Annotated in this window: 22 protein-coding genes; 17 read left to right on the forward strand and 5 right to left on the reverse strand. The window is 68.7% G+C overall.

The genetic code is table 11. From position 1 onward, the window contains the following. Window positions 1-939: NAD(P)/FAD-dependent oxidoreductase (locus tag ACV4UX_RS08960; RefSeq protein WP_491592965.1), on the forward strand; the 939-nt coding region annotated here is incomplete at its 5' end. A 60-nt stretch (window positions 940-999) separates the two neighbouring features. Continuing rightward, the gene (ftsH, locus tag ACV4UX_RS08965; RefSeq protein ID WP_491592966.1) at window positions 1,000-2,808 is read left to right on the forward strand and encodes an ATP-dependent zinc metalloprotease FtsH; all 1,809 of its coding nucleotides are present in this window, start codon (window positions 1,000-1,002) and stop codon (window positions 2,806-2,808) included. Window positions 2,809-2,814: 6 nt separating this feature from the next. Here the strand turns inward: ftsH and ACV4UX_RS08970 are convergent, their stop codons facing one another. Continuing rightward, entirely contained in the window at window positions 2,815-3,321 is a 507-nt protein-coding gene (locus ACV4UX_RS08970; protein ID WP_491592967.1) for a type II toxin-antitoxin system HicB family antitoxin, read from the reverse strand. A 105-nt stretch (window positions 3,322-3,426) separates the two neighbouring features. Here ACV4UX_RS08970 and ACV4UX_RS08975 point away from each other — a divergent pair, with 105 nt between their 5' ends. Then, window positions 3,427-4,071 (forward strand): VTT domain-containing protein, encoded by a 645-nt coding sequence (locus ACV4UX_RS08975; protein ID WP_491592968.1) that lies wholly within the window; start codon window positions 3,427-3,429, stop codon window positions 4,069-4,071. A gap of 167 nt (window positions 4,072-4,238) precedes the next feature. On the opposite strand, the gene cysQ is transcribed toward ACV4UX_RS08975, so the two are convergent. Next, on the reverse strand, window positions 4,239-4,994 hold the full coding sequence (gene cysQ, locus ACV4UX_RS08980) for a 3'(2'),5'-bisphosphate nucleotidase CysQ (RefSeq protein WP_491592969.1): 756 nt from the start codon (window positions 4,992-4,994) through the stop codon (window positions 4,239-4,241). 23 nt (window positions 4,995-5,017) lie between these two features. After that, the gene (locus tag ACV4UX_RS08985; protein WP_491592970.1) at window positions 5,018-6,562 is read right to left on the reverse strand and encodes an ATP-binding cassette domain-containing protein; all 1,545 of its coding nucleotides are present in this window, start codon (window positions 6,560-6,562) and stop codon (window positions 5,018-5,020) included. A 109-nt stretch (window positions 6,563-6,671) separates the two neighbouring features. On the opposite strand from ACV4UX_RS08985, the gene ACV4UX_RS08990 reads away from it, so the two are divergent. After that, window positions 6,672-7,052 carry a response regulator gene (locus ACV4UX_RS08990; protein WP_491592971.1) on the forward strand — a complete coding sequence of 127 codons (381 nt, stop codon included), beginning with the start codon at window positions 6,672-6,674 and terminating at the stop codon, window positions 7,050-7,052. A 9-nt stretch (window positions 7,053-7,061) separates the two neighbouring features. Next, window positions 7,062-9,692 (forward strand): PEP/pyruvate-binding domain-containing protein, encoded by a 2,631-nt coding sequence (locus ACV4UX_RS08995; RefSeq protein ID WP_491592972.1) that lies wholly within the window; start codon window positions 7,062-7,064, stop codon window positions 9,690-9,692. Window positions 9,693-9,835: 143 nt separating this feature from the next. Here the strand turns inward: ACV4UX_RS08995 and ACV4UX_RS09000 are convergent, their stop codons facing one another. Together ACV4UX_RS09000 and ACV4UX_RS09005 are read right to left on the reverse strand one after the other, a co-directional pair. After that, entirely contained in the window at window positions 9,836-10,264 is a 429-nt protein-coding gene (locus tag ACV4UX_RS09000; protein ID WP_491592973.1) for a bacteriohemerythrin, read from the reverse strand. Between the two features lie 97 nt (window positions 10,265-10,361). Continuing rightward, window positions 10,362-10,685: a DMT family transporter gene (locus ACV4UX_RS09005; RefSeq protein ID WP_491592974.1), complete on the reverse strand. Its 324-nt coding sequence runs from the start codon at window positions 10,683-10,685 to the stop codon at window positions 10,362-10,364. 150 nt (window positions 10,686-10,835) lie between these two features. Between ACV4UX_RS09005 and ACV4UX_RS09010 the strand changes: the two genes are divergently transcribed. The 12 genes from ACV4UX_RS09010 to ACV4UX_RS09065 all read left to right on the forward strand — a co-directional run bounded on the left by ACV4UX_RS09010 (window position 10,836) and on the right by ACV4UX_RS09065 (window position 23,363). After that, window positions 10,836-12,491, forward strand: coding sequence for a sensor histidine kinase (locus tag ACV4UX_RS09010; RefSeq protein WP_491592975.1), 1,656 nt, complete (start codon window positions 10,836-10,838; stop codon window positions 12,489-12,491). 10 nt (window positions 12,492-12,501) lie between these two features. Next, on the forward strand, window positions 12,502-12,891 hold the full coding sequence (locus ACV4UX_RS09015) for a response regulator (protein WP_491592976.1): 390 nt from the start codon (window positions 12,502-12,504) through the stop codon (window positions 12,889-12,891). A gap of 353 nt (window positions 12,892-13,244) precedes the next feature. Continuing rightward, window positions 13,245-13,778 carry a sensor histidine kinase gene (locus ACV4UX_RS09020; RefSeq protein WP_491592977.1) on the forward strand — a complete coding sequence of 178 codons (534 nt, stop codon included), beginning with the start codon at window positions 13,245-13,247 and terminating at the stop codon, window positions 13,776-13,778. Next, window positions 13,775-14,161 (forward strand): response regulator, encoded by a 387-nt coding sequence (locus ACV4UX_RS09025; protein ID WP_491592978.1) that lies wholly within the window; start codon window positions 13,775-13,777, stop codon window positions 14,159-14,161. The genes ACV4UX_RS09020 and ACV4UX_RS09025 overlap by 4 nt, the downstream gene beginning before the upstream one ends. 487 nt (window positions 14,162-14,648) lie before the next feature. Continuing rightward, entirely contained in the window at window positions 14,649-15,308 is a 660-nt protein-coding gene (locus ACV4UX_RS09030) for a CBS domain-containing protein (protein ID WP_491592979.1), read from the forward strand. Continuing rightward, the gene (locus ACV4UX_RS09035) at window positions 15,305-16,087 is read left to right on the forward strand and encodes an ABC transporter ATP-binding protein (protein WP_491592980.1); all 783 of its coding nucleotides are present in this window, start codon (window positions 15,305-15,307) and stop codon (window positions 16,085-16,087) included. The genes ACV4UX_RS09030 and ACV4UX_RS09035 overlap by 4 nt, the downstream gene beginning before the upstream one ends. A gap of 3 nt (window positions 16,088-16,090) precedes the next feature. Continuing rightward, window positions 16,091-17,974 carry an AMP-binding protein gene (locus ACV4UX_RS09040; protein ID WP_491592981.1) on the forward strand — a complete coding sequence of 628 codons (1,884 nt, stop codon included), beginning with the start codon at window positions 16,091-16,093 and terminating at the stop codon, window positions 17,972-17,974. Further along, window positions 17,974-18,861, forward strand: a complete 888-nt coding sequence (locus ACV4UX_RS09045) for a branched-chain amino acid ABC transporter permease (RefSeq protein ID WP_491592982.1) — start codon at window positions 17,974-17,976, stop codon at window positions 18,859-18,861. Before ACV4UX_RS09040 ends, ACV4UX_RS09045 begins: the two co-directional genes overlap by 1 nt. Window positions 18,862-18,863: 2 nt before the next feature. Next, entirely contained in the window at window positions 18,864-19,910 is a 1,047-nt protein-coding gene (locus ACV4UX_RS09050) for a branched-chain amino acid ABC transporter permease (RefSeq protein ID WP_491592983.1), read from the forward strand. A gap of 20 nt (window positions 19,911-19,930) precedes the next feature. Continuing rightward, entirely contained in the window at window positions 19,931-21,103 is a 1,173-nt protein-coding gene (locus tag ACV4UX_RS09055) for an ABC transporter substrate-binding protein (protein WP_491592984.1), read from the forward strand. Window positions 21,104-21,220: 117 nt separating this feature from the next. Beyond that, window positions 21,221-22,018 (forward strand): ABC transporter ATP-binding protein, encoded by a 798-nt coding sequence (locus tag ACV4UX_RS09060; protein ID WP_491592985.1) that lies wholly within the window; start codon window positions 21,221-21,223, stop codon window positions 22,016-22,018. A gap of 97 nt (window positions 22,019-22,115) precedes the next feature. Then, on the forward strand, window positions 22,116-23,363 hold the full coding sequence (locus tag ACV4UX_RS09065) for a phenylacetate--CoA ligase family protein (protein WP_491592986.1): 1,248 nt from the start codon (window positions 22,116-22,118) through the stop codon (window positions 23,361-23,363). Window positions 23,364-23,555: the final 192 nt, after the last annotated feature.

The raw sequence follows: 23,555 nt of genomic DNA on the forward strand, positions 1-23,555 counted from the left end.
GGCGGCGGCACGTTCATCCGCTCCCGCCTGGCCTCCCTGGACCCCGCGCGCCGCGTGGCGCGCCTGGAAAACGGCATGGCCGTGGGCTACGACGTGTGCTCGCTCAACACAGGCTCTGCCGTGCCCTCCTCCGTGGCCGGGTGCGGGCGGCCCAACGTCTTTCCCGTGAAGCCCATCGAGAACCTCCTGGAGGCCAAGCGGCGCATCGAGGCCGTGGCCGAACTGGGCCGCACCGCCAAGGTGCTGGTGGCCGGGGGCGGGGCCGCCGCCTTCGAGCTGGCGGGCAACGCCTGCGCCCTGATCGGCTGCGCCTGCTCCGAGACGCCCGACATTTCCCTGGCCCCCGGCGGGGGGTTCCTGCGCCGCTTCCCGGAGCGGGTGCGCCTGCTGGCCCACCGCTCCCTGGCGCGCCGGGGCATCAAGATCTTCGAGGGTCTGGGCGTGGCCCGCCTGGAGGAAGACCGGGCCGTGCTCACCGACGGCCTGCGCGTGCCCTACGACGTGGCCCTGCTGGCCGTGGGCGTGCGACCCCAGCCGGACGTCTCCCGCTTCGGCCTCGCCGCCGGCCCGAACGGAGGCCTGCTGGTGGACGCCTTCCTGCGCAGCGTGAGCCGCCCAGAAATCTTCGGCGGGGGCGACTGCATCGACTTCGGCCCCAAGCCCCTGGACAAGGTGGGGGTCTACCCGGTGCGCCAGAACCCCGTCTTGACCCACAACCTCCTGGCCGCCCTGGAGGAGCGCCCCCTCGCGCCCTTCTCCGACACCTCCGGCAACTACATGCTCATCCTCAACTGCGGAGACGGCCGGGGCATCCTGCGCAAAGGCCCCCTGGCCTACGAGGGCCAGACCGCCTTCTGGCTCAAGGACCGCATCGACCGCGCCTTCATGCGCTCCTTCCAGGTGAGCGGCGAACTGGAAGAGGACGACGCACCCGCTTGACCCCCGCCCCGCGCGGGCCTATCCTCCCGGTATCGTTCCAGCTCCAACCCACGGGACATCATGGACAAGAAACATCAGTTCACCCTCTGGTACGTGGTCGCGGCCTTCCTGGCCCTCTCCATCATCCAGGACTACTACGTGCGCAGCTACGGCCCCAAGACCCTGGCCTATTCGGATTTCCTCAAGGAGCTCAAGGCCGGACACATCCTGGAAGTGGCCATCGCCCAGGGCTCGCTCTCGGGAAAGATGAAGGTGGTCCAGGACGGCCAGGAGGCAGAGCAGCGTTTCGTGGCCCTGCGCGTGGACCCGGAAATCTCGGAGGAACTTTCCAAGTACAACGTGGACTTCCGGGGCCAGCCCGAATCCACCTTCCTGCGCGACCTCATGAGCTGGGTGCTGCCCGCGCTCATCTTCTTCGGCATCTGGTTCTTCCTCATGCGCCGCTTCAACCCGCAGGACCAGCTCCTGGGCGTGGGGCGCAGCAAGGCCAAGATCGTGGCCGAGGCCGACCTGACCACCTCCTTCGCAGACGTGGCCGGGTGCGACGAGGCCAAAGAAGAACTGCAGGAGATCATCGACTTCCTGCGCGAGCCCGAACGCTTCCAGAACCTGGGCGGGCGCATGCCCAAGGGCGTGCTCCTGGTGGGGCCGCCGGGCACGGGCAAGACGCTGCTGGCCCGGGCCGTGGCGGGCGAGGCCAAGGTGCCCTTCTTCTTCATCTCGGGGTCGGAGTTCGTGGAGCTCTTCGTGGGCATGGGGGCCTCGCGCGTGCGCGAACTGTTCACCCAGGCCCGCGAGAAGGCCCCCTGCATCATCTTCATCGACGAGCTGGACGCCATCGGCAAGGCGCGCGGGGCCAATCTCATGGGCGGCCACGACGAGCGCGAGCAGACGCTGAACCAGCTCCTGGTGGAGATGGACGGCTTCGACCCGCGCAAGGGCGTGGTGATCATGGCCGCCACCAACCGCCCCGAGACCCTGGACCCGGCCCTGCTGCGCGCCGGGCGCTTCGACCGCCAGGTGCTGGTGGACCGCCCCGACGTGAACGGCCGGGAGGCCATCCTGAACGTGCACGCCAAGAACGTGAAACTGGCCCCCGGAGTGGACCTGCGCGAGATCGCCCAGAAGACCCCCGGCTTCTCCGGAGCGGACCTGGCCAACATCATCAACGAGGGGGCGCTCCTGGCCGCCCGGCGGCGCAAGAGCGCCGTGGAGATGGACGATCTCTCGGAAGCCGTGGACCGCGTGATCGCGGGCCTGGAGAAGAAGAACCGCGTGATCAACCCCAAGGAGAAGAAGATCGTGGCCTATCACGAGACCGGGCACGCCCTGGTGGCGGCCTACACCCCGGGCTCGGACAAGGTGTCCAAGATCTCCATCGTTCCGCGCGGGCTGGGGGCATTGGGCTACACCCAGCAGCTGCCCACCGAGGACCGCTACCTGATGACGAAAAGCGAGCTCACGGGCAAGATCGACGTGCTGCTGGGCGGGCGCGTGGCCGAGGAGACCGTCTTCGAGGAGATCTCCACCGGGGCGCACAACGATTTGCAGCGCGCCACGGACATCGCCCGGGCCATGGTGGCCGAGTACGGCATGGGGCGCACCCTGGGGCTCTCCACCTACCCGCGCCAGGCCAGGCCCCTGTTCCTGAGCCCGGAGCAGGCCCCCCTGACGGGCAAGGAGTACAGCGAGTCCACGGCCGCCAAGCTGGACCAGGAAGTGAAGGACATCCTGGAAGAGGCCCGCGAGCGCGTGCGCGCCATCCTCACGGGACACCGCGACCAGCTGGAAGGCGTGGCCCAGGAGCTTCTGAAGAAAGAGGTGCTGGACGCGCAGGAGTTCGAGCGGCTGATCGGAAGGGGGGAATAGGGGGAATCAGTTTCCAGCTGAGGCACTCCGCATTAGTTCACGCCCACTTCCGCCCCTCCCCGCCTCCCCGTCGAGCCCGGGCGGCGGTCCGGCCGGTTCCACCCGGACCGTCACGCGGTAGCCCAGCGCCTCCAGGGCCATTTCCAGGTGGTCCCAGCGCGAGGCGTGGTACAGGTCCAGCAGGCGGCGCACGGACTTGGGGTCCGTGTGCAGCCGCGAAGCGAGCTTCAACTGGCTGACGCCCTGGCTCCGCATGGTCTGGTGTAACGTGAGCTTCACCTCGGCCATGGGCGGAATGTCCACGCAGGGTGCATCCCCGTCGGACGCGTTCGGCGCGGGGATGTCCTCGCCGTCGTCCACCATGGAGGCCAGCATGGTCAGAGCGGCGTCGCGCGCCATGGCCGCAGCCTCGTCCTCGTCCCGCCCGAAGCTCATGACCCCGGGGATCGCGGGAATCGTTGCGATCACCGATCCGTTCTCGTCGGGGATGAATTCGACTCGGTAGCGCAGCATCCTGCAACTCCTCGCGGTTGAGCCCAGGCCCATGCCAGGGCAGATGTGCCCCACGTCAAGCCCCCGCCCTTGACGCGCCGCCCGCGCGCGCCTTACTCCCCGAATGTGACCCTCGCCGACGTCTGGGACATCTGCCTCCACCTGGAGAACCATCTGCTGGCCCTCAACCAGGCCTACGGGGCGTGGGTCTATGCGGTGTTCTTCGCGGTGGTCTTCGCGGAGACGGGCTTCGTGGTCACCACGGCCCTGCCCTCGGACACGGTGCTCTTCGCCGTGGGGGCCGTGGCCGCGCGCGGCGGCGGGCTCGACCTCTGGTGGACCCTGGCCCTGGGCGTCTCGGCCGCCTTCCTGGGCGACGCCCTCAACTTCGCCATCGGCCGCTGGCTGGGCGGGCATGTGCTGGCGGGCGGGCGCATCCCCTTCATCTCGCCCGAATCACTCGCCAAGGCCCACGACTACTACGAACGCCACGGCGGAGCCACCGTGGTTGCCGCGCGCTTCGTGCCCGTGCTGCGCTCCGTGGCCCCCCTGGCGGGCGGCATCGTGCGCATGGAGTGGCGGCCGTTCCTCTTCTACAACGCCGTGGGCAAGCTGCTCTGGACGCCCCTCTACCTCTTCGGCGGCTACTTCTTCGGCCAGATCCCCTGGGTGCAGCGAAACTTCGGGGTGGCCATCTTCTTCGCCCTGGGCGCGCCGCTCCTGGGCGTGGTGGCCCGCATGGTCTACCTGAGCGTGGCCAAGGGGCGCTAGCAGCCTGCTGAAGACTCCTCGCTGGCTGCGTTGCATAGGAAAAGCCAACCCCTCACGAAGGTGAACTACGCATCGGGCTTGGCTTTTCCCCCGCGCCTTGCCAGCGGGTGATTTGAACAGGCCGCAAGAATCGACTTTTTACAGCGGGCGGACAGGGCCCCGGGCCCTCAGGCCCGGGCGATGAAGCCCCCGTTCTTGAGCGATTCCTTGTTGTAGAGGAACTCCCCGCCATCAAGGTCCGTGAACGTGCCGCCCGCGCCCAGCAGCACGGCGTGCCCTGCGGCGGTGTCCCACTCCCAGGTGGGGTTGAAGCGCGGGTAGACATGGGCCAGGCCCTCGGCCACCAGCCCGAACTTGAGCGCCGACCCGGCCGAGACCAGCTCGTGCTCCGGGTAGCGCGCCAGGTATTCCTCCAGGCGCGGGTCCGGGTGCGAGCGGCTGCCCACGGCCACCACGCGCGCCCCGGGCTCCGGGGGTGACACGCGCAGCGCCGTGCGCTCCCCGCCAACCACCTTCACGCTGCCCAGCCCGGGGCCGCCCGCATAGAGGATGTCCTTCACGGGCACGTAGACCACGCCGAACACCGGCCGCCGATTCTCCACCAGGCCGATGCACACGGAGAACTCGCCGTTGCGCTTCACGAACTCCTTGGTGCCGTCCAGGGGGTCCACCAGCCAGAAGCGCTTCCAGCGGGCGCGCTCCGGGTAGGGCGGCTTGGGAGACTCCTCCGAGAGCGTCGGGATGTCCGGGTGCAGCGCGGCCAGCGACTGCAGGATGATCTCGTTGGAGGCGCGGTCCGCGCGGGTGATGGGCGAGTCGTCCTCCTTGAGTTCCACGGCGAACTCGGTGCCGTAGACCTGGAGGATGGCCTGGCCCGCCAGGCGGGCCACGGCGCAGAGGGCGTCCCAGTCGAAAGAGGGCATGGGGGCTCCGTTGCGGTTGGGGTTCAGGGGGCGGCGGGACCGGCCGAGAGGGCGCGCCCGCGCTCCAGGGTCAGCACGTGGGTGATGCAGCGTGGAACCTCGCGGGCGTTGTGCGTGACCATCACGATCTGGCGGCCTTCGGCGGCCAGGGCGTCCAGGAGGTCCAGCACGGCGCGCCGCGCGCGGCGGTCCAGACCGCCCAGGGGCTCGTCCAGCAGGAGCAGGGGGGGATCGAAGGCCAGGGCGCGCCCGATCATGGCCCGCCTGGCCTGGCCCTGGGAGAGCGTGGTCACGGGGCGTCCTGCCAGGGCGGCCAGCCCCAGGCGCTCCATCCAGGCGCGGGCGGCTTCAAGCATCTCCGGCGTGGGGCGGTCGTAGGGGCCGTAGCTGCCGAAAAAGCCCGAGACGAAGGCGTCCTCCACGCTGAAGCCCTCGGGCCACTGGGCCTGTCCCTCCCAGGAGACCAGGCCCATGCGCGCGCGCAGGTCCCAGAGGCTGGCGTTTTCGGGCAGCCCGAAGCGGCGGACCGCGCCGGACGTGGGATGGAGGTCCCCGCTGAGGAGCTTCACCAGGCTCGACTTGCCCGCCCCGTTGGGTCCGCGCACCAGCCAGTGTTCGCCGGGGCGCACGCTCCAGGAGACGCCCGAGAGCGCCTCGCGCCCGGAGAGGACGAGGCTCGCGTCCTGAAGCTCCAGGACGGGCGCGCGGCTGGCGTGCCCCGGCCGGACTGCGACGGGCTCGGGGCCGCCGGAAACGCGCTGTCCGGGCGCGGTCCCGGACGCAGGGCTGTGAGCCGGATCGGGCGCGTCGTCCGCCGGAGAGGCGTCCGGTCCGTGCGCCGGGACGCCCGGGAGCGCGACCACCCGGCCCTGTTCCAGGTGGAGCGTTTCGCAGCCCTCCAGGCCCGGCGCGTGGTGGCTGGCCAGCACGACGCCCAGGCCCAGCGCGCCCAGGCGCTCCAGGGAGTCCAGCAGCGTGCGGCGCGATGTTGCGTCCAGACCGTCGGCGGCCTCGTCCAGGAAGATCCATTCCGGGGCGCGGCCCGGGCCGCCCTGGGGCGGGGCCACCAGGGCGCGGGCCAGCAGCACGCCCATGGCCTGGCCCTGGGAAAGTTCCAGGAAGGGCCGCCCGGCCAGGCGCTCCAGGCCCAGGGCGGCCAGGGCCTCCCGGGCGGCGGCCTCCTCGGCCTGCCCCACGCGCCCCGAGGGCAGCGGCGAATCCGTGAGGCCCGAGACCACCACGAGCCAGGCCTGGACGTTCCAGCCCATGGCGCGGTAGCGGTCGCGCAGTCCGGCCCCGGCCAGGCGGATGCGCGTCCGGGCCGGGATGGGGCTCCTGGTGGCGTGGCCGTCCACCACGTAGGCGCGCTCCCCGGCGAAGCCGCCGCCGGGCAGCTGGTCGGGCCAGATCTCGCCCCGGGCCAGGGCCAGCAGGGTGGACTTGCCCGCCCCGTTGTCCCCTGTGAGAAGATGGCGCGAGCCGGGTGCGAGCCGCCAGCTCACGCGGTCCAGGAGCCTGCGCCCGGCGCGGCTCACCACGGCGTCCTTGAGGATGATCTCGAGACTCATGGGCCGGGCATGTAGCGCCGGGCGCGGGAAAAGACCAGCGCCACGCGGGCCTTGCAATTCGGAGAGTAAACGGTCAGATTGAACCCTCAAAGCGATCCGGGGGGAAGCCGTGAGCACGTGCAGCGTATTGTTGGTGGACGACGAGGCCGAATTCATCGAAACCCTGGCCAAACGCCTGACCCGGCGCGGGCTCACCGTGCACCTGGCCTTCTCGGGCCAGGAGGCTCTGGATTTCCTGGCCGCCCACGAGGCAGACGTGGCCGTGCTGGACGTGAAGATGCCCGGCATGGACGGCATCGAGGCGCTCCAGAAGATCAAAGCCCTCAAGCCCGGGCTGGAGGTGCTCATGCTCACCGCCCACGCCAACGTGGAGGTGGCCATGCGCGGCATGGAGCTGGGCGCGTTCGACTACCTCATGAAGCCCGTTGAGCTGGAAGAACTCCTCTGCAAGATCCAGGACGCCAACAAGAAAAAGTGCCTCCAACAGTGATCTGACACAGTGTTCACACGCTTCAAGACCTTCTTCTCCAGCCTCATCGGCGGCCACCATCAAGGCGAGGGCATGTCCGACGAGGAGATTCTCGCCGAATTCAAGAAGCGCTACCACAATTTCCGACTGCTGCTCACCGCCAACAAGAAGACGCTCATGATCATGAGCGAGATGGAGCAGGCCCTGCGCGGCTCCTCCGTCTTCGGCATGAGCTTCGTGCGCTCCCAGGCCACCGCCGCCTCGGTGAACGTCTACCGCATCGTCAAGCACCTCTCCGAGATCGCCCCCGGCAAGTACGACGCCCTCTTCGAGCGCCTCAAGGACATCCAGGCCCAGATCGCGGCCGTGCTGGACCGCCAGCCCCAAACCGCCGCCACCGAGCTGGTGCTCCCCCTGGAGGCCGTGGACCGCGCCCACGCCGACCAGGTGGGCTCCAAAATGGCCAACCTGGGCGACATCATGGCCCGCGTGGGGCTGCCCGTGCCCCCGGGCTTCGCCGTCACCGCCCTGGCCTACAGCCGCTTCATGCGCGATTCCGGCCTGGGCGACGAGATCAACCGCCTCATCCAGGCCGTGGGCGCGGACGACCACGCCACCCTGCTGCCCCTGTGCTCGCAGATCCAGCAGATGATCCTGACCGCCCAGCTGCCCCCCGACGTGGCCGAGGCCATCCTCAAGGCCTATGTGGACCTGGAAGCCAGGACGGAGCCCGACGTGCGCGTCTCCATGCGGTCCAGCGCGCTGGGCGAGGACGCCATGGGGCAGTCCTTCGCGGGGCAGTTCCGCAGCGTGCTGGGCGTCTCGGCCGAGGAGCTGCTCATCGCCTACAAGGAGATCGTGGCCAGCAAGTACAGCCCCCAGGCCGTCACCTACCGCCTGGCCAAGGGCATCCCCAACGAGGACGTGGCCATGTGCGTGGGCTGCATGGCCATGGTCAAGGCGCGCAGCGGCGGCGTTATCTACTCGCGCAACCCCCTCTCCATCCGCGACGACGAAATCTACGTCCATTCCGCCTGGGGCCTGGCCAAGACCGTGGTGGACGGGGCCGTGGCCTCCGACCTCTTCGTGGCCAAACGCGGCGACCCGCCCCGCCTGACCGAACAGCGCATCGCCCGCAAGGACAGGCTCTACCTCTGCGACCCCGTGGAGGGCGTCTGCCGCCACGAGGAGGCAGGGGAAGCCGCCAGCGCCCCCAGCCTCACCGACGAGGAAGCCCTGCGCCTGGCCTCCATGGCCATCCGGCTCGACGAGGTGTACGCCGAGCCCCTGGACATCGAGTGGGCCATGGACCAGGAGCGCAACATCTTCCTGCTCCAGTGCCGCCCGCTCCAGCAGATCGAGGCCGGCCGGGCCAAGCGCCCCCCGGGGCAGTTCGGCCAGCCCCTGGCGGCCGGGGGCGTCACGGGAAGTCCGGGCGTGGCGGCGGGCACGGTCCACGTGGTGGCGCGCGACCTGGACATGCTCACCTTCCCCGAGGGCGGCGTGGTCCTGGCAGCCGACGCGGCCCCGCGCTGGGCCACGCTCCTGTCCCGGGCCTCGGCCCTGGTGTGCGAGCGCGGCAGCGTGGCGGGGCACCTCTCCAACGTGGCGCGCGAGTTCGGCGTGCCCGCCGTCATGGGCCTGGAGGGCGCGGTGGCGACCCTCGCGGGCAAAGGCGAGGTCACGGTGGACGCCGACGGCCTGGCCGTCTACCCTGGCCGGGTGGAGGCCCTGCTGGCCCTGGCCCCCAAGCGCGAAATGCCCCACGCCCAGTCGCCCATGCACGCCATCCTGCGCGAAGTGCTCGACATCGTGGCGCCCCTGAACCTCCTGGACCCCTCCGCGCCCGAGTTCGCGCCGGAGCATTGCCAGACGCTCCACGACATCACCCGCTTCTGCCACGAAAAGTCCGTGACCGAGATGTTCCGCTTCGGGCAGGACTTCCACTTCTCCAAACGCGCCTCCAAGCAGCTCAAGTACCGGGTGCCCATGAAGTGGTGGTTCGTGAACCTCGACGACGGCTTCACCCGCGAAATCACGGGCAAGTACGTCACCATGGAGGAGATCGCCTGCGAGCCGGTGCTCTCGCTCTGGGAGGGCTTCGTGGCCGTGCCCTGGGCCGGGCCGCCGCCGGTGGACGCGGCCGGGCTTCTGCACATCGTGGCCCACTCCACCGTGAACCGCAACCTCACACACGGCGGGGCCACGGAGTACGCCCAGGGCAACTATTTCATGATCTCCAGGCACTACATGTGCCTGAGTTCGCGCTTCGGCTACCACTTCTGCACCGTGGAGGCCCTGGTGGACGAGCGCGAACACGAGAACTACGTGAGCTTCCAGTTCAAGGGCGGCGCGGCCGAGCAGGGCAGGCGCGCCCTGCGCGCCAAGTTCGTGGGCGAGGTGCTCGAGAACTACAACTTCCGCGTGGAGATCCAGGGCGATGAGATGCGCGCCGTCTACGCCAAAGGCCCCATGGACCTCATGCTCGACCGCCTGCGCGTGATCGGCTACCTGCTCATGCACACGCGCCAGATCGACATGGTGATGACCAACGAGGCCATGGTGGAAGGCTTCCGCCTGAAATTCGCCAAGGACATCGGAGACATCCTGCGCCAGGCCGGCGAGCGCCACATGACCGAGGTGATGCGCGAGATGGCCTGAACGGCCCTCGCCAGGGATGCGCCCTCACAATCCGTCCACACGGATTTTCAAGACAAGCATCCAAAATTCCCTGTATTTTTGAAAGACGTCTTCCTGCTTATCAACATCGCGACCAGAGACCAGCTTCGGAAGCGCCGGGCCGCTCAGGCCGCCGGGCTCTCGCGTCCGGGCGGGGCCTTTGCGTCCAGGAAGCGCTTCACCTCGAGGTCGGCATAGACCACATGGTCCACCAGCAAGCGTTTGAGAAAGGCCAGCAGGTCCTTCTCCTTCACGCGCCCCTCGCGGAAGAGCTTCTCCTGGTGCATCCGCACGAGCCTCTTGAGTTCATCGTGCTCCTGGACATGGGCATGGAGACCGGGGTAGCCGATGGAGCGCATGAACGTCTCCTCGTCCCCGAAATGGTAGACCGTGTGCTCGCGCAGCCTGCTCAGGCGCGCGGCCAGCTCCTTGCCCGGCAGGCCCTGGCGCGTGGCGTCCAGCAGGTCCGTCGCCAGTTCGATGAACCGCCGGTGCTGGTTGTCCAGGGAAGGGACCCCCAGGCTCATGGACTCGTTCCATCCGATTTTCGTCACGACCGCCTCCACGCTTCGAGGATGCGTCGTGCACCTACACCGCGCATGTCGCGCGGGCGCGTTCACGGCGTGACGAAAAGGCGTCGGACGCCGCAGCTCACGAGGCCAGCTTCAGCAGCGCCACACCGGCCACGATGAGCCCCACCCCCGCCACGCGCGCCAGCCCCGCCGGGTCGCCGTGGAAGGCCACGCCCACCAGGAACGTCCCCGCCGCGCCGATGCCCGTCCACACGGCGTAGGCCGTGCCCATGGGGATGGACTTCTGCGCCAGCCACAAAAGCCAGCCGGAGAGCCCCATGCACGCCACCGCCAGGGCCACTCCCAGGGCCACCCTGCCCGGCGTCTGGGCCAACTTGAGCCCCACCGGCCAGCCCACCTCGAAAAGCCCCGCCACAATCAACCAGAACCACGCCGTACGCATCCCGATCCGCTCCCCGGCGGCCTACGCCGCCAAAACGACACACAAATTCCTTCTTCGGCCCCCTGCGGGCATTGACAGTCCGTCCTTTGCCGTCCATGACTCCACTATGCGAATCAAGGCAAACGCCAAGGAACCGGGCGGGGCTTACGCGTGAAAACCGTCGATTTCAAGCGCCTGCGCCTGACCATCATCCTCTGCACCCTGGGCTTCTCGCTGCTGCCCCTGCTGGTGCTGGGCCTCACGGTGAAACACCGCTTCGCGGTGGGCTACCAGGAGGCCCTGCAGGGCAACCTGCGCACCCTGGTGGAAAGCAAACGCAACGCCATCGACCTCTTCCTCACCGAGCGCCAGGCCCAGGTGGCCACCCTGGCCAGCGCCCTCACCCTGGAAGAAGCCTCGGACAAGGAAAACCTCGAACGCGTCTTTTCCCAACTCCAGGCCACCTCCCGCTACTACATCGACCTGGGCGTGATCGGCATGGACGGCAACCACCTGGCCTACGCCGGACCCTACAACCTCTCCGGACGCAACTACAAGAACGAGGACTGGTTCTCCAAGGTGGTGGCCAAGGGCGTCTACGTCTCCGACGTGTTCCTGGGCTTCCGGCAATACCCGCACATCATCATCGCCGTGTTGCGCCGCGAGGGCGGCAAGTCCTGGATTCTGCGCGCCACCATCGATTCCGACATCTTCGAGTCCTTCGTCAAGCGCGTCCAGATGGGGCGCACCGGCGACGCCTTCCTGGTCAACGAGAAGCTCGTGCTCCAGACCAGCCCGCGCTTCGGCGGCCACGTTCTGGAGGACATGCACCTGCCCTTCCGCGTGGACGGACGCTTCCAGGGCCTGCGCGTGGAGCAGATGGAGGTGAACCACCGCCCCTTCCTCTACGGCTGGACCTGGCTTGAGAACAAGGACTGGCTCCTCGTGATCCGCGAAGACCCCGTGGGCGAACTGCGCCCCCTCTTCGACGCCGAATACCTCGTCTGGGTGCTCATGGCCGGAGGCGTGGCCGTGATCGTAGCGGGCACGGTGCTCGTCACCAACTCCATGGTGGGCAGGCTCGAAAAGGTCGAACGCGAGATGGCCGCCCTGGACGCGAGCCTCACCCAGTCCGGCAAGATGGCCGCCCTGGGCAAGATGGCCGCGGGCGTGGCCCACGAGATCAACAACCCCCTGGCCATCATCCGCGAGCAGGCCGGATGGATCAAGGATCTCCTCGAGGAATCCGAGCTGACCGCAACGCCCCAGCACAAGGAGCTCTCCGAATCGGTGCACCGCATCGAACACCATGTGGAGCGCGCCAAGAACGTCACCCACCGCATGCTGGGCTTCGCGCGGCGCATGGAACCCGTCATGCAGTCCGTGGACGTGAACAAACTCCTGGGCGAGACGGTGCAATTCCTCAAGACCGAGGCGCTCCTGCGCAACATCGACATCCGGCAGGACTTCGCGGAGCACCTGCCCCCCACCAACTCCGACCCCACGCAGCTCCAGCAGGTGTTCCTGAACCTCATCGACAACGCCATCGACGCCGTGGGCAAGAACGGGCGCATCGTGCTCACCACGCGCCTCCGGCAGGACTCCAGCGAGCTGCGCGTCACCGTGGCCGACACCGGATGCGGCATCCCCCCCGACAAGCTCGACAAGATCTTCGACCCCTTCTTCACCACCAAGAAACCTGGTGAAGGCACGGGGCTCGGTCTCTCCATCTCGTTTGGCATCATCGAAAAACTCGGCGGCCGCATCACCGTGCAAAGCGTCGTGGGGCAGGGCACCACGTTCGACGTGTACGTTCCGGCCGCCTGAGGGGGTACGCATGGGTACGGCCCGCATCCTCGTGGTCGACGACGAGCGCGACTACAACGAGACCATCGTCAAGCGCCTGGCCCGGCGAGGCTTCCAGCCGCAGTCCGCCTTTTCCGGACAGCAGGCCCTGGAGGCCCTCGGCCGCGGCCCCTTCGACGTGGTGCTCCTGGATATCCTCATGCCCGGCATGGACGGCATCGAAACCCTGCGCGAGATCAAGAAGCGCTACCCCGGCCCCGAAGTGATCCTGCTCACGGGCCACGCCTCCGTGGAATCCGGCGTGCAGGGCATGTCCATCGGCGCCAACGCCTACCTCCTCAAACCCGTGGACTTCGAGGAACTCCTCGCCGCCATCGACCAGGCCCATGAACGCAAACTCCTTGGCGCGGATTCCCGCTAGCCCCCACCTGCTCGCCCTCCTGGCCGCCGGGCTCGCCCTGGCCGCCGCTGTCGCGCCCATGCCCTGGGCCGTCGCGCCTGCGCTGCTCGCGGGCGCCGCCTGCTGGCGCGCCCAGAAAACGCTCAGCGAATGCCTCGCACGCTCCGAATCGCAAAAGTGCGCCCTGGACGAACAGCTCTTCCAGTCCCAGAAGCTCGCCGCCATCGGAGAGGTCGCCTCCGGCATCGCCCACGAGATCAACAACCCCCTGGCCGTCATCACCCAGGAATCCGAATGGCTGGGCCACCTGCTCGCCCAGGAACGCCCCCCCCCTCGACGAGGCCCGCCAAAGCCTCGCCGCCGTACAGACCCAGGTGAACCGCTGCGCCGACATCACCCACAATCTGCTCAACCTCGCCCGCACCTGGAAGCCCATCCGCCAGCCCGCCGATCTCAACCGCCTCACCGAGGACATGGCGCGACTGGCCGAACGCGAAGCCCTGGCCAAGCACGTGAGCCTCACCCGGAGCTACCAGGAGAACATCCCCAGAATCCCCCTGGACCCCCCGCTCTACCGCCAGGCCATCCTCAACCTGCTGGTCAACGCCGTGCAGGCCGCAGGCGAGAACGGCCGCGTCGCCGTCTCCACCGGTTTGGAACCCGGCCGCAAACACGTCTTCACCCGCGTGGAGGACGACGGCCCGGGCATCAGGCCCGAACACCTCGGGCGCATCTTCGACCCCTTCTTCACCACCAAGTCGCCCGGCAAGGGCACGGGCCTCGGCCTTTCCATCACGCACCGCATCGTGGACCGCCTCGGCGGACGCATCACCGCCGCCAGCCCCCCGGGGCACGGCGCGGTCTTCACCATCACCCTCCCCCTGGACAACACGGAGAACACCCCATGAACTCCCCCGTTCGCCTCCTCTGCGTGGACGACGAGGAACGCTTCGTCACCACCCTCGCCAAGCTCCTCACCCTGCGCAACATGCAGGTCACCACCGCCCTCTCCGGCGAGGACGCCCTGGAGCGCTTCCAGCCCGGACTCTTCGACGTGGCCCTCCTGGACGTGAAAATGCCCGGGATCTCCGGAGTGGACCTGCTCACGGAACTCAAACGCCGCGACCCGGACCTGGAGATCATCATCCTCACCGGGCACGCCTCCGTGGACATCGCAGCCGACATCATGAGCCGGGGCGGCGCGGACTACCTGCTCAAGCCCTGCCCCACCGCCGACGTGGAGGCCAAGATCATCTCCGCCATGGAGCGCCGCGCCGCCCGCGCCGGGTGAACACCGCCGGGTGACCGCCCACGGATGAAGACTGCGGGCGCGGCGGCCGTCGCCGCGCCCGCAGGCCCGCCGCCTGACGGAGCGCTGTCCAGACAGGCTCCGGTCCGGTCACGACCGACGCTGCCGGTCTCCGCCAGGGCTCCGCCCCGAACCCCGCCAGGGCTCCGCCCTGGACCCGCAATTGCTTCGCGTCCACCACCGCACAGGTCTGCTGTGGACGGACACGCTTCCCCCCCCCCGACCGCTCCACCTGTGAACAAGACCCTTCGCCACGCTCCATGCGCCACTTCCATACCTTTTTGGTATTGTTTTACACTCTTTGCTAACCGCTCTTGCTAACAAGACAACATCCCGCATCATGCGTTGAAAAGCACACTTATCCGGTCGAATATGCGCCGCTTACCGGCCAATTCCTACCATTCGTGAGGTGAATATTGTCGCCGTCCCTCCTTTTGTGTAGGGTCACCCCACTTCGAGGAGGTCGCCCATGTACGTCGGACTCAAAATGCTCAAGTCCTTCCAGACCGTCACGCCCAAGACACCTGTGCTCCAGGCCCAGAAGCTCCTGGATCAGGCCGATCTCTGGATGCTCCTGGTCACCGACGGCGAACGCCTGGTGGGCTATCTGCGCTCCGAGGACATCTCCGCCGCACTGCCCTCGGTGATGACCACCCTGGACAAGCACGAGGCGCTCTACCTGGTGAGCAAGCTCACCGTGGACAAGATCATGCGCCGCGACATCACCACCGTGCCGCCGGAGCTGGAAATCGAGGCCGCCGCCGACATCATGTGCAGAAAGAACCTCGCCGGGCTGGCCGTCACCGACGCCAGGGGCACGCTGGTGGGCTACATCAGCCGCACCGTCATGCTCGAGGTGTTCGTGGAGGAGATGGGCTTCCGCGACGGCGGCTCGCGCCTCGTGGTGGAGGTGGAGGACCGCCGGGGCGTGCTCCACGAGCTCTCCGGCATCGTCCTGGAGCACGGCGTCTCCATCATCTCCACCGGAACCTTCTACCACGACGGGCAGCGCATGGTGGTGCTGCGCCTGGCCTGCGACGACGCCTCGCCCATCGCCGCCGCCATCCAGCAGCGCGGCTACCGCCTCATGTGCGCCGCCGACTTCGTGGCCGAGTGGATCCGCCAATGAACCTGCTGGCCGTGGAGGGCGTCACCCTCACCTTCCATGCCGTGGCCGCGCTGATGGACGTGAGCTTCACCGTGCCGGAAGGCCGGATCGTCTCGCTCATCGGCCCCAACGGCGCGGGCAAGACGAGCATGCTCAACTGCGTGAGCGGCCGCTACCGCCCGGACAGGGGCTCCATCACCCTGGACGGCCGCGAGCTGCTGGGCGTGCCCGCCCACAAGCGCACCAGCCTCGGGCTCTCGCGCACCTTCCAGAACATCGCCCTCTTCAAGGGCCTCTCCGTGCTGGACAACCTCATGCTCGGGCGGCACTCGCGCATGGAATACGGCCTGCTGGCCAGCCTCTTCTACCTGGGCAAGGCCCGCCGCGAGGAGGACGCCCACCGCCGCCGCGTGGAGGACGTGATCGACTTCCTCAACCTCTCCCCCTACCGCCACCAGGCCGCCGGGCGGCTGCCCTACGGCGTGCAGAAGCGCGTGGAGCTGGGACGCGCCCTGGCCGCCGAGCCGCGGCTCATCCTCCTGGACGAGCCCATGGCAGGCATGAACCTGGAGGAAACCGAGGACATGGCCCGCTACATCCTGGACATCAACGAGGAGTGGGGCTCAACCGTGCTCCTGGTGGAGCACGACATGGGCGTGGTGATGGACGTCTCCCACAAGGTGGTGGTGCTGGACTTCGGCCGCGTGCTGGCCGAGGGAACCCCCGCCGAGGTGAGCGCGGACCCGGCCGTGGTGGCCGCCTACCTGGGCAGCGAAGACGCCGTGTTCCTGGGGCGCTAGACCATGCAAACCTACCGCTCCACCCTGCCCCGCCTGCTCCTGGAGAACGCGCGGCGCGCGCCCGACGCCACGGCACTGCGCGAAAAACAGTGGGGCGTCTGGCAGGCCTACACCTGGAAGGACTATCTGGACATCACCGCCGCATTCGCCGGGGGCCTGGCCGAACTGGGCCTGGGCCGGGGCGACATCGTGGTGCTCATCGGAGACAACCGCCCCGAATGGCTCTGGGCCGAGCTGGCCGTCCAGTCCCTGGGCGGCGTGGCCCTGGGCCTCTACCAGGACGCCCCCGCCGACGAGATCGGCTACATCCTGGAGCTGGCCAAGACCAAGCTCGTGGTGGCCGAGGACCAGGAGCAGGTGGACAAGCTCCTGGGCCTGCGCGCCTCGCTCCCGGAGCTTCGCCACATCGTCTACCACGACGCCCGGGGCCTGACCGCCTACGCCGACGAAGGCCTCATGGACTTCGAGAGCGTGCGCCGCCTGGGCGAGAAGCGCGCCGGAGAGTTCGAGGCCAACCTCGACGCCCTCTCGCCCGACGACCCGGCGCTCATCGCCACCACCTCGGGCACCACGGGGCGGCCCAAGCTGGCCCAGCTCTCCCACGCCAACCTGCTCTGCATGGCCCACAACCTGGGCCAGGCCGACCCCAAGCGGTCCACCGACGAGTTCGTCTCCTTCCTGCCCCTGGCCTGGATGGGCGAGCAGATGATGAGCGTGGCCTCGGCCCTGCTCTTCGGCTTCAAGGTGAACTTCCCCGAGGAGCCCGACACCGTGCGGGAGGACATCCGCGAGATCGCCCCCCATGTGCTCTTCTCGCCCCCGCGCGTCTGGGAGAACATGGCCGCGGGCGTGCGCGTGAAGATCATGGAGACCACGCCCTTCAAGCGCTGGCTCTACAACCTCTGCATGCCCGTGGGCGAGCGCTGGGCCGACGCCCGCTTCCGGGGCGAGTCCCCGGGCCTGGGGCTCAGGCTGGCCTACTCCCTGGCGTGGCTTGCCCTTTTCCGCGCCCTCAAGGACCGCCTGGGCTTCACCAACATCCGCTCGGCCTGCACGGGCGGCGCGGCCCTGGGGCCGGACACCTTCCGCTTCTTCCACGCCCTGGGCGTGAACCTCAAGCAGATCTACGGCCAGACCGAGATCGCGGGCATCTCCTGCATCCACCAGGACGGCCGCGTGGACTTCACCAGCGTGGGCGCGCCCATCCCCGAGACCGAGATCCGCATCTCCGAGGAGGGCGAAATCCTCTCCAAAAGCCCCGCCGTGTTCCTGGGCTACTACCAGAACGAGAAGGCCACTGCCGAGGCCCTGGACGACGGCTGGCTGCGCTCCGGCGACGCGGGCTACTTCGACGACGCGGGCCGCCTGGTGGTCATCGACCGCCTCAAGGACGTGATGACCCTGGTGAGCGGCGCCCGGTTCTCGCCGCAGTTCATCGAGAACAAGGTGAAGTTCTCGCCCTACGTGAAGGAGGCCGTGGCCTTCGGCCGGGGCCGGGAGCACGTCTCGGCGCTCATCTGCCTGGACGCCGAGATCGCCGGGCGCTGGGCCGAGGGCCGCCAGATCACCTACACCACCTACCAGGACCTGGCCTGCCGCGAGGAACTCTACGCCCTGGTGCGCGAGGAGATCGCCCGCGTGAACCTGGAGCTGCCCGAGGAGCACCGGGTGCGCCGCTTCGCCCTGCTCTACAAGGAGCTGGACGCCGACGACGGCGAACTCACCCGCACCCGCAAGGTGCGCCGCCAGGTGGTGGAGGAGCGCTACGCCTCCCTGGTGGAGGCCCTGTTCGGCGCGCCCGGCACGATCGAACTCACGTCGGAGATCGTCTACCAGGACGGCCGCCGACGCACCATGAGCGGCGCGGTCCGCATCGAGGAAGTGTGATGGAATACTATCTCCAGCTGGTGATCTCGGGCCTCGTTGTGGGCTCCATCTATTCGCTGGTGGCCCTGGGTTTCGTGATCATCTACAAGGCCACCAAGGTGGTCAACTTCGCCCAGGGCGAGCTGGTGATGGTGGGCGCGTTCGCCTGCTTCTCGCTCACGGTGCAGTTCGGGCTGCCCTTCTGGGTGTCCTTCCCCATGACGCTCGCGTTCTCCACGCTCCTGGGCATGGCCATCGAGCGGCTCACGCTGCGTCCGCTCATCGGGGAGCCCACCATCTCGGTGATCATGGTCACCATCGGGCTCTCCTCGGTGCTCAAGGCTCTGGTGCAGCTCTTCTGGGGCACGCAGATCCGGGTGTTCCCCCAGGTGCTGCCCGCCGACCCGGTGGTGGTGGCCGGGCTGCCGGTCTCGCCGGTGTACGTGGCGGCCTTCCTGCTCTCCATCCTGCTCTTCGCGGCCTTCTCGCTCTTCTTCAAGTACTCGCGCCTGGGCATCGCCATGCGCGCCACGGCCTTCGACCAGGCCGCGGCGGCCAGCATGGGCATCTCCATCAAGAACATCTTCGCCATGTCCTGGTGCGTGGCGGCCATGGTCTCGGCCGTGGGCGGGGTGATCCTGGGCAACATCAACGGCATCAACTCGCAGCTTGGCCACCTTGGGCTCAAGGTGTTCCCGGCGGTGATCCTCGGCGGGCTGGACAGCCTGGCCGGGGCGGCCCTGGGCGGGTTGCTCATCGGCGTGCTGGAGAACGTCTGCGACGGCGTGGCCAAGGACGTGCTGGGCCTGGGCGGCTTCAAGGACGTGGCGGCCTTCATCGTGCTGGTGATGGTCCTGATGCTCAAACCCTACGGGCTCTTCGGAACCCGCCAGATCGAGAGGGTCTAGCCGTGAGCGCACCCTGCGGACTTTTCTTCACCTCCTACGCCCAGGAGTCGGCGCTGTTCCCGAGCCGTTTCCTCAAGGCGTGCATGGCCCTGTTCTTCGCGGCGCTGGTGATCGCGCCCCCGTGGATGAACAGCTACTACGTCTCTGTGCTCTGCCTGATCAACATCGCGGTGATCGGGGCTGTGTCGCTCAACCTGCTCACGGGCTCCTGCGGGCAGATCTCCCTGGGCCACGGGGCCTTCGTGGGCGTGGGCGCGTACACGGCCGGGGTGCTGGCGGCCAAGGGCGTGCCCTTCCTGCTGGCCCTGCCCGCCTCGGGGTTCCTGGCGGCCCTGGCCGGCATGCTCTTCGGGCTGCCTTCGCTTCGCCTCAAGGGCATCTACCTGGCCATCTCCACCCTGGCGGCCCAGCTGATCCTGGAATACGTGTTCCTGCACTGGGAGTCCGTCACCGGCGGCTCCAACGGCCTGGCGGTGATGCCCCCCGAGATCTTCGGCTACGCCTTCGACAACGACCTCAAGATGTTCTACCTCACCCTGGCGGCGGCCTCCCTGTGCGCCCTGGGCGCGGCCAACGTCCTGCGCTCGCGCCTGGGCCGGGCCTTCGTCTCCATCCGCGACCACTACCTCTCGGCCGAGATCGTGGGCGTGAGCCTCTTCGGCTACAAGCTGCGCGCCTTCGGGTTGAGCTCCTTCCTGGCGGGCGTGTCCGGGGCGCTCTGGGCGCACTACACCATGTTTCTGAGCCCCGAGCAGTTCGGCATCGGGCTCTCCATCAGCTACCTGGCCATGATCATCATCGGCGGCATGGGCCGCGTGGCGGGCGCGGTCTACGGGGCGGTGTTCATCACGGCGCTGCCCGAGGCGCTCAACGCCCTGTCGGCCACTGCCGAGGCCTGGATGCCCGGCATGGCCTCCAACCTCATGGCCCTCAAGGGCGGGGTGTTCGGCCTGGCGCTCATCCTCTTCCTGCTCTTCGAGCCCGAGGGCCTGGCGCACCGCTGGCGGCTCATCAAGGCCTACTGGAAACTCTACCCCTTCGCCCACTGACCCCAAAGGAGGCCCACACCATGCATTCCACACTCAAACGCCTGCTCCTGGCGGCCGCGCTGGCCGCACTGTCCTGCGCCCCGGCCCTTGCCCAGGAGTACGTCATCGGTTCCCTGCAGGATCTCTCCGGCCCCACCGCCGACGTGGGCAAGCCCTACGGCGACGGCATCCGCGACGGCGCGCGCTACATCAACGAATCCGGCATGCTGGGCCAGGCCAAGGTGAAGCTCATCGCCGTGGACTACGCCTACAACGCCCAGCAGGCCCTGGCCGCCTACAAGAAGTTCACCTCCCAGGACAAGATCCTGGCCCTGCAGGGCTGGGGCACCCAGGACACCGAGGCCCTGACCCAGTTCGTGGCCCGCGACAAGGTGCCCTGCATCTCGGCCTCCTACTCGGCGCACCTCACAGAGGGCTCCAAGGCCCCCTACAACTTCTTCGTGGCCGCCGACTACTCCACCCAGATCCGCGGCGCGCTCAAGTATTTCAAGGACAACTGGAAGGAGCAGCGCGCCCCCAAGCTGGCCCTGGTCTTCCCCAACCACCCCTACGGCCTGGCCCCCATCCCCGCCGCCAAGGACTACGCCAAGGAACTGGGCTTCGAGCTGGTGGGCGAGGAGAACGTGGACCTCAAGGCCATGGACGCCACCGCCCAGCTCCTTCGCCTGCAGAAGGCCGCCCCCGATTTCGTCTGGATCGGCGGCACCACGCAGTCCACGGCCGTTGTGCTCAAGGACGCCCAGAAGATGGGCTTCAAGACCCGCTTCTTCACCAACATCTGGGGCTCCGACGAGAACCTGCCGCCCCTGGCCGGATCGGCCGCAGACGGCGTGGTCTCGCTGCAGACCGCCGTCAGCTACGGGCAGGACGTGCCCGGCATGAAGGCCATCGAGAAGCTCACCGAGGGCAAGCCGCAGATGACCCATTACATCCGCGCCTTCGCCTCCATGCTGGTGATGGCCGAGGCCATCAAGCTGGCCCAGGCCAAAGGCCCCGTGACCGGCGAGACCCTCAAGGCCGCCCTGGAGAGCCTGCGCGACTACAGCCCCATGGGACTTACGCCGCCCATCTCCTACTTCCCGGAGGACCACCGCCCCAACATGTCGGTGATGCTCTACACCTTCGAGAACGGCAAGATGAAGCTCCTGGCCACCCAGACCCTGGAGCGCAAGAAGGAATGGCTGGGCAAGTAGCCCGTTCGGACGCCGCCCCGGTCACGGCCGAACAGGCAGGGGCCGGGGCGGCCTGAACAGGCCCGGCGCGCACCCGCCGCCCCAGGGCGGCGCAACCCGACGATCAAAGGACTCTGCGTGGATCTCCTGACGGTGGAAAACCTGGAAGTCGTCTACAACGACGTGGTCCTGGTGCTCAAAGGGCTCTCCCTTTCGGCGGCCGAGGGGCGCATCACGGCCCTTCTCGGGGCCAACGGGGCTGGCAAGTCCACCACGCTCAAGGCCGTGTCCGGCCTGCTGGCGGGCGAGGACGGCGAGGTCACGGCCGGGCAGGTGCTCCTGGCCGGGGAGCCCGTCCAGCGCCTCACGCCCGAGAAGATCGTGCGCAGGGGCGTGTTCCAGGTGATGGAGGGGCGGCGCGTCTTCGAGGACATGACCGTGGAAGAGAACCTGCGGGCGGGCGGCCACACGCGCCCCTCCTCGGAGATCAGGCCCGGCATGGAGCGCGTCTACGGCTACTTCCCGCGCCTGGCCGAGCGCCGACACCAGCTGGCGGGCTACATGTCCGGCGGCGAGCAGCAGATGCTGGCCATCGGCCGAGCCCTCATGGCCAGGCCGAAGCTCCTGCTCCTGGACGAGCCGTCCCTTGGGCTCGCGCCGCTCCTGGTGGAGGAGATCTTCGAGATCATCCGCCGGGTCAACGCCGAGGAGGGCGTCACGGTGCTCCTGGTGGAGCAGAACGCCCGGGCGGCCCTCTCCCTGGCCGAATACGGATTCATCATGGAGAACGGTCGCGTGGTGCTCGACGGCCCCTCCAGGGATCTCATGAGCAATCCCGACGTGCAGGAGTTCTACCTGGGGCTCTCCCACGGCGGCGAGAAGAAGACCTACCGCGACGTGAAGCACTACCGTCGCCGCAAACGCTGGCTGGGCTGACCCGCCTGCCGCGTCTCGCCCCCGACGAAGCAATCGGGCGAAGCAATCGGGCGAAACGCCACGCGGACGCACCCGACGACGCCCCCAAGGAGCGACCATGACCCAAGCCCCTCCATCCCTGGAGTTCATCCCCGCCCCGGAGCGCCGCGAAGCCCTCTGGGCGCGCCTTGCCGGGCATCTGGAGCACGCCTTCGCTCAATGCCCCGAGGCGCGCGCCCGCATGGAGCGGGCCGGACTCACGCCCGGGGACGTCCGTTCGCCTGAGGATTTCGCGCGCATCCCCCCCCTGCGCAAGAAGGACCTCAAGGCCGTGCAGGCCTCGGGGCCTCGCCTGGGCGGGCTCTCCACCGTGGACCTGGGCAGGCTGCGCCGCCTCTACCAGTCCCCCGGCCCCCTCTACGACCCCGAAGGCCGCGAGCCCGACTTCTGGGGCTGGACCGAGGCCTTCCGCGCCGCCGGTTTCGAGGCGGGCGACCTGGCCGTGATGACCTTCAGCTACCACCTCACCCCGGCAGGGCACATGCTCGAGGAGCCCCTGCGCGAACTGGGCTGCGCAGTGGTCCCGGCCGGTCCCGGCAACACCGAGGTGCTCGCGGAGCTGCTGGCTTCGCTGCCGGTCACGGCCTTCGTGGGCATGGCCTCCTTCCTGCGCGCCCTGGGCGAGAAGGTCCGCGCCGCCGGGCTGGACCCGGCCCGCGACCTTTCGGTGCGCAAGGCCTTCGTGGCCGCCGAGCGCCTGCCAGAGTCGCTTCGCCGCGAGGTGGAGGAGATGTTCGGGGCCAGGGTGCGCCAGGGCTACGGCACGGCCGACGTGGGGGCCATCGCCTACGAGTGCGACGCCCTGGAAGGCATGCACTGCTCAAGCAGGGGCTGGGTGGAGGTCTGCGACCCGGCCACCGGGGAACCGCTGCCCCCCGGCGAGATGGGGGAGGTGGTCTTCACGCCCTTCGTGCGCGCCTACCCCCTGGTTCGCCTGGCCACGGGCGACCTCTCGCGCCTGGTGGAGGCGCCCTGCCCCTGCGGGCGCACGTCCCCGAGGCTCGCGGGCATCCTGGGGCGCGTGGACGACACGGTGAAGATCAAGGGGCAGTTCGTCTATCCGGCCCAGGCCGCCGAGGCCCTGGCCGCCTTCCCGGGCGTGGACGCCTGGAGGCTCGTGGCCACGAATCCCGACGGGCGCGACTGCCTCACCCTGGTCTACGAGGCGTCGGCGGACGTGGACGAGGCGGCGCTCACCGAGGCCTTCCGCCTCCGCTGCAAGCTGCGCCCGGCCCTGGAGCGCGCCCGGGCCGGGTCCATCGACCCCGCCCTGCCCCGCCTGGAGGACCGCCGCACCTGGGATTGAACGCCCCCCCCCGACGGACTCGCCTCCGGACGAAAGGCCAAGCCGCGTGCCCCATGCCCGAAGGGCGCATGGGATCGCTTCCGATGCGGAGCATGGAGGGCAAGACTTCGCGGCCAGTGGACTTTCAGGGAGGATGCGGGTCAGACCCTGGCGCTCCCGACCGGACTGGGTGACCCAGCTCTTCGTCCGTGC

It is taken from the genome of Fundidesulfovibrio sp. (assembly GCF_058402725.1).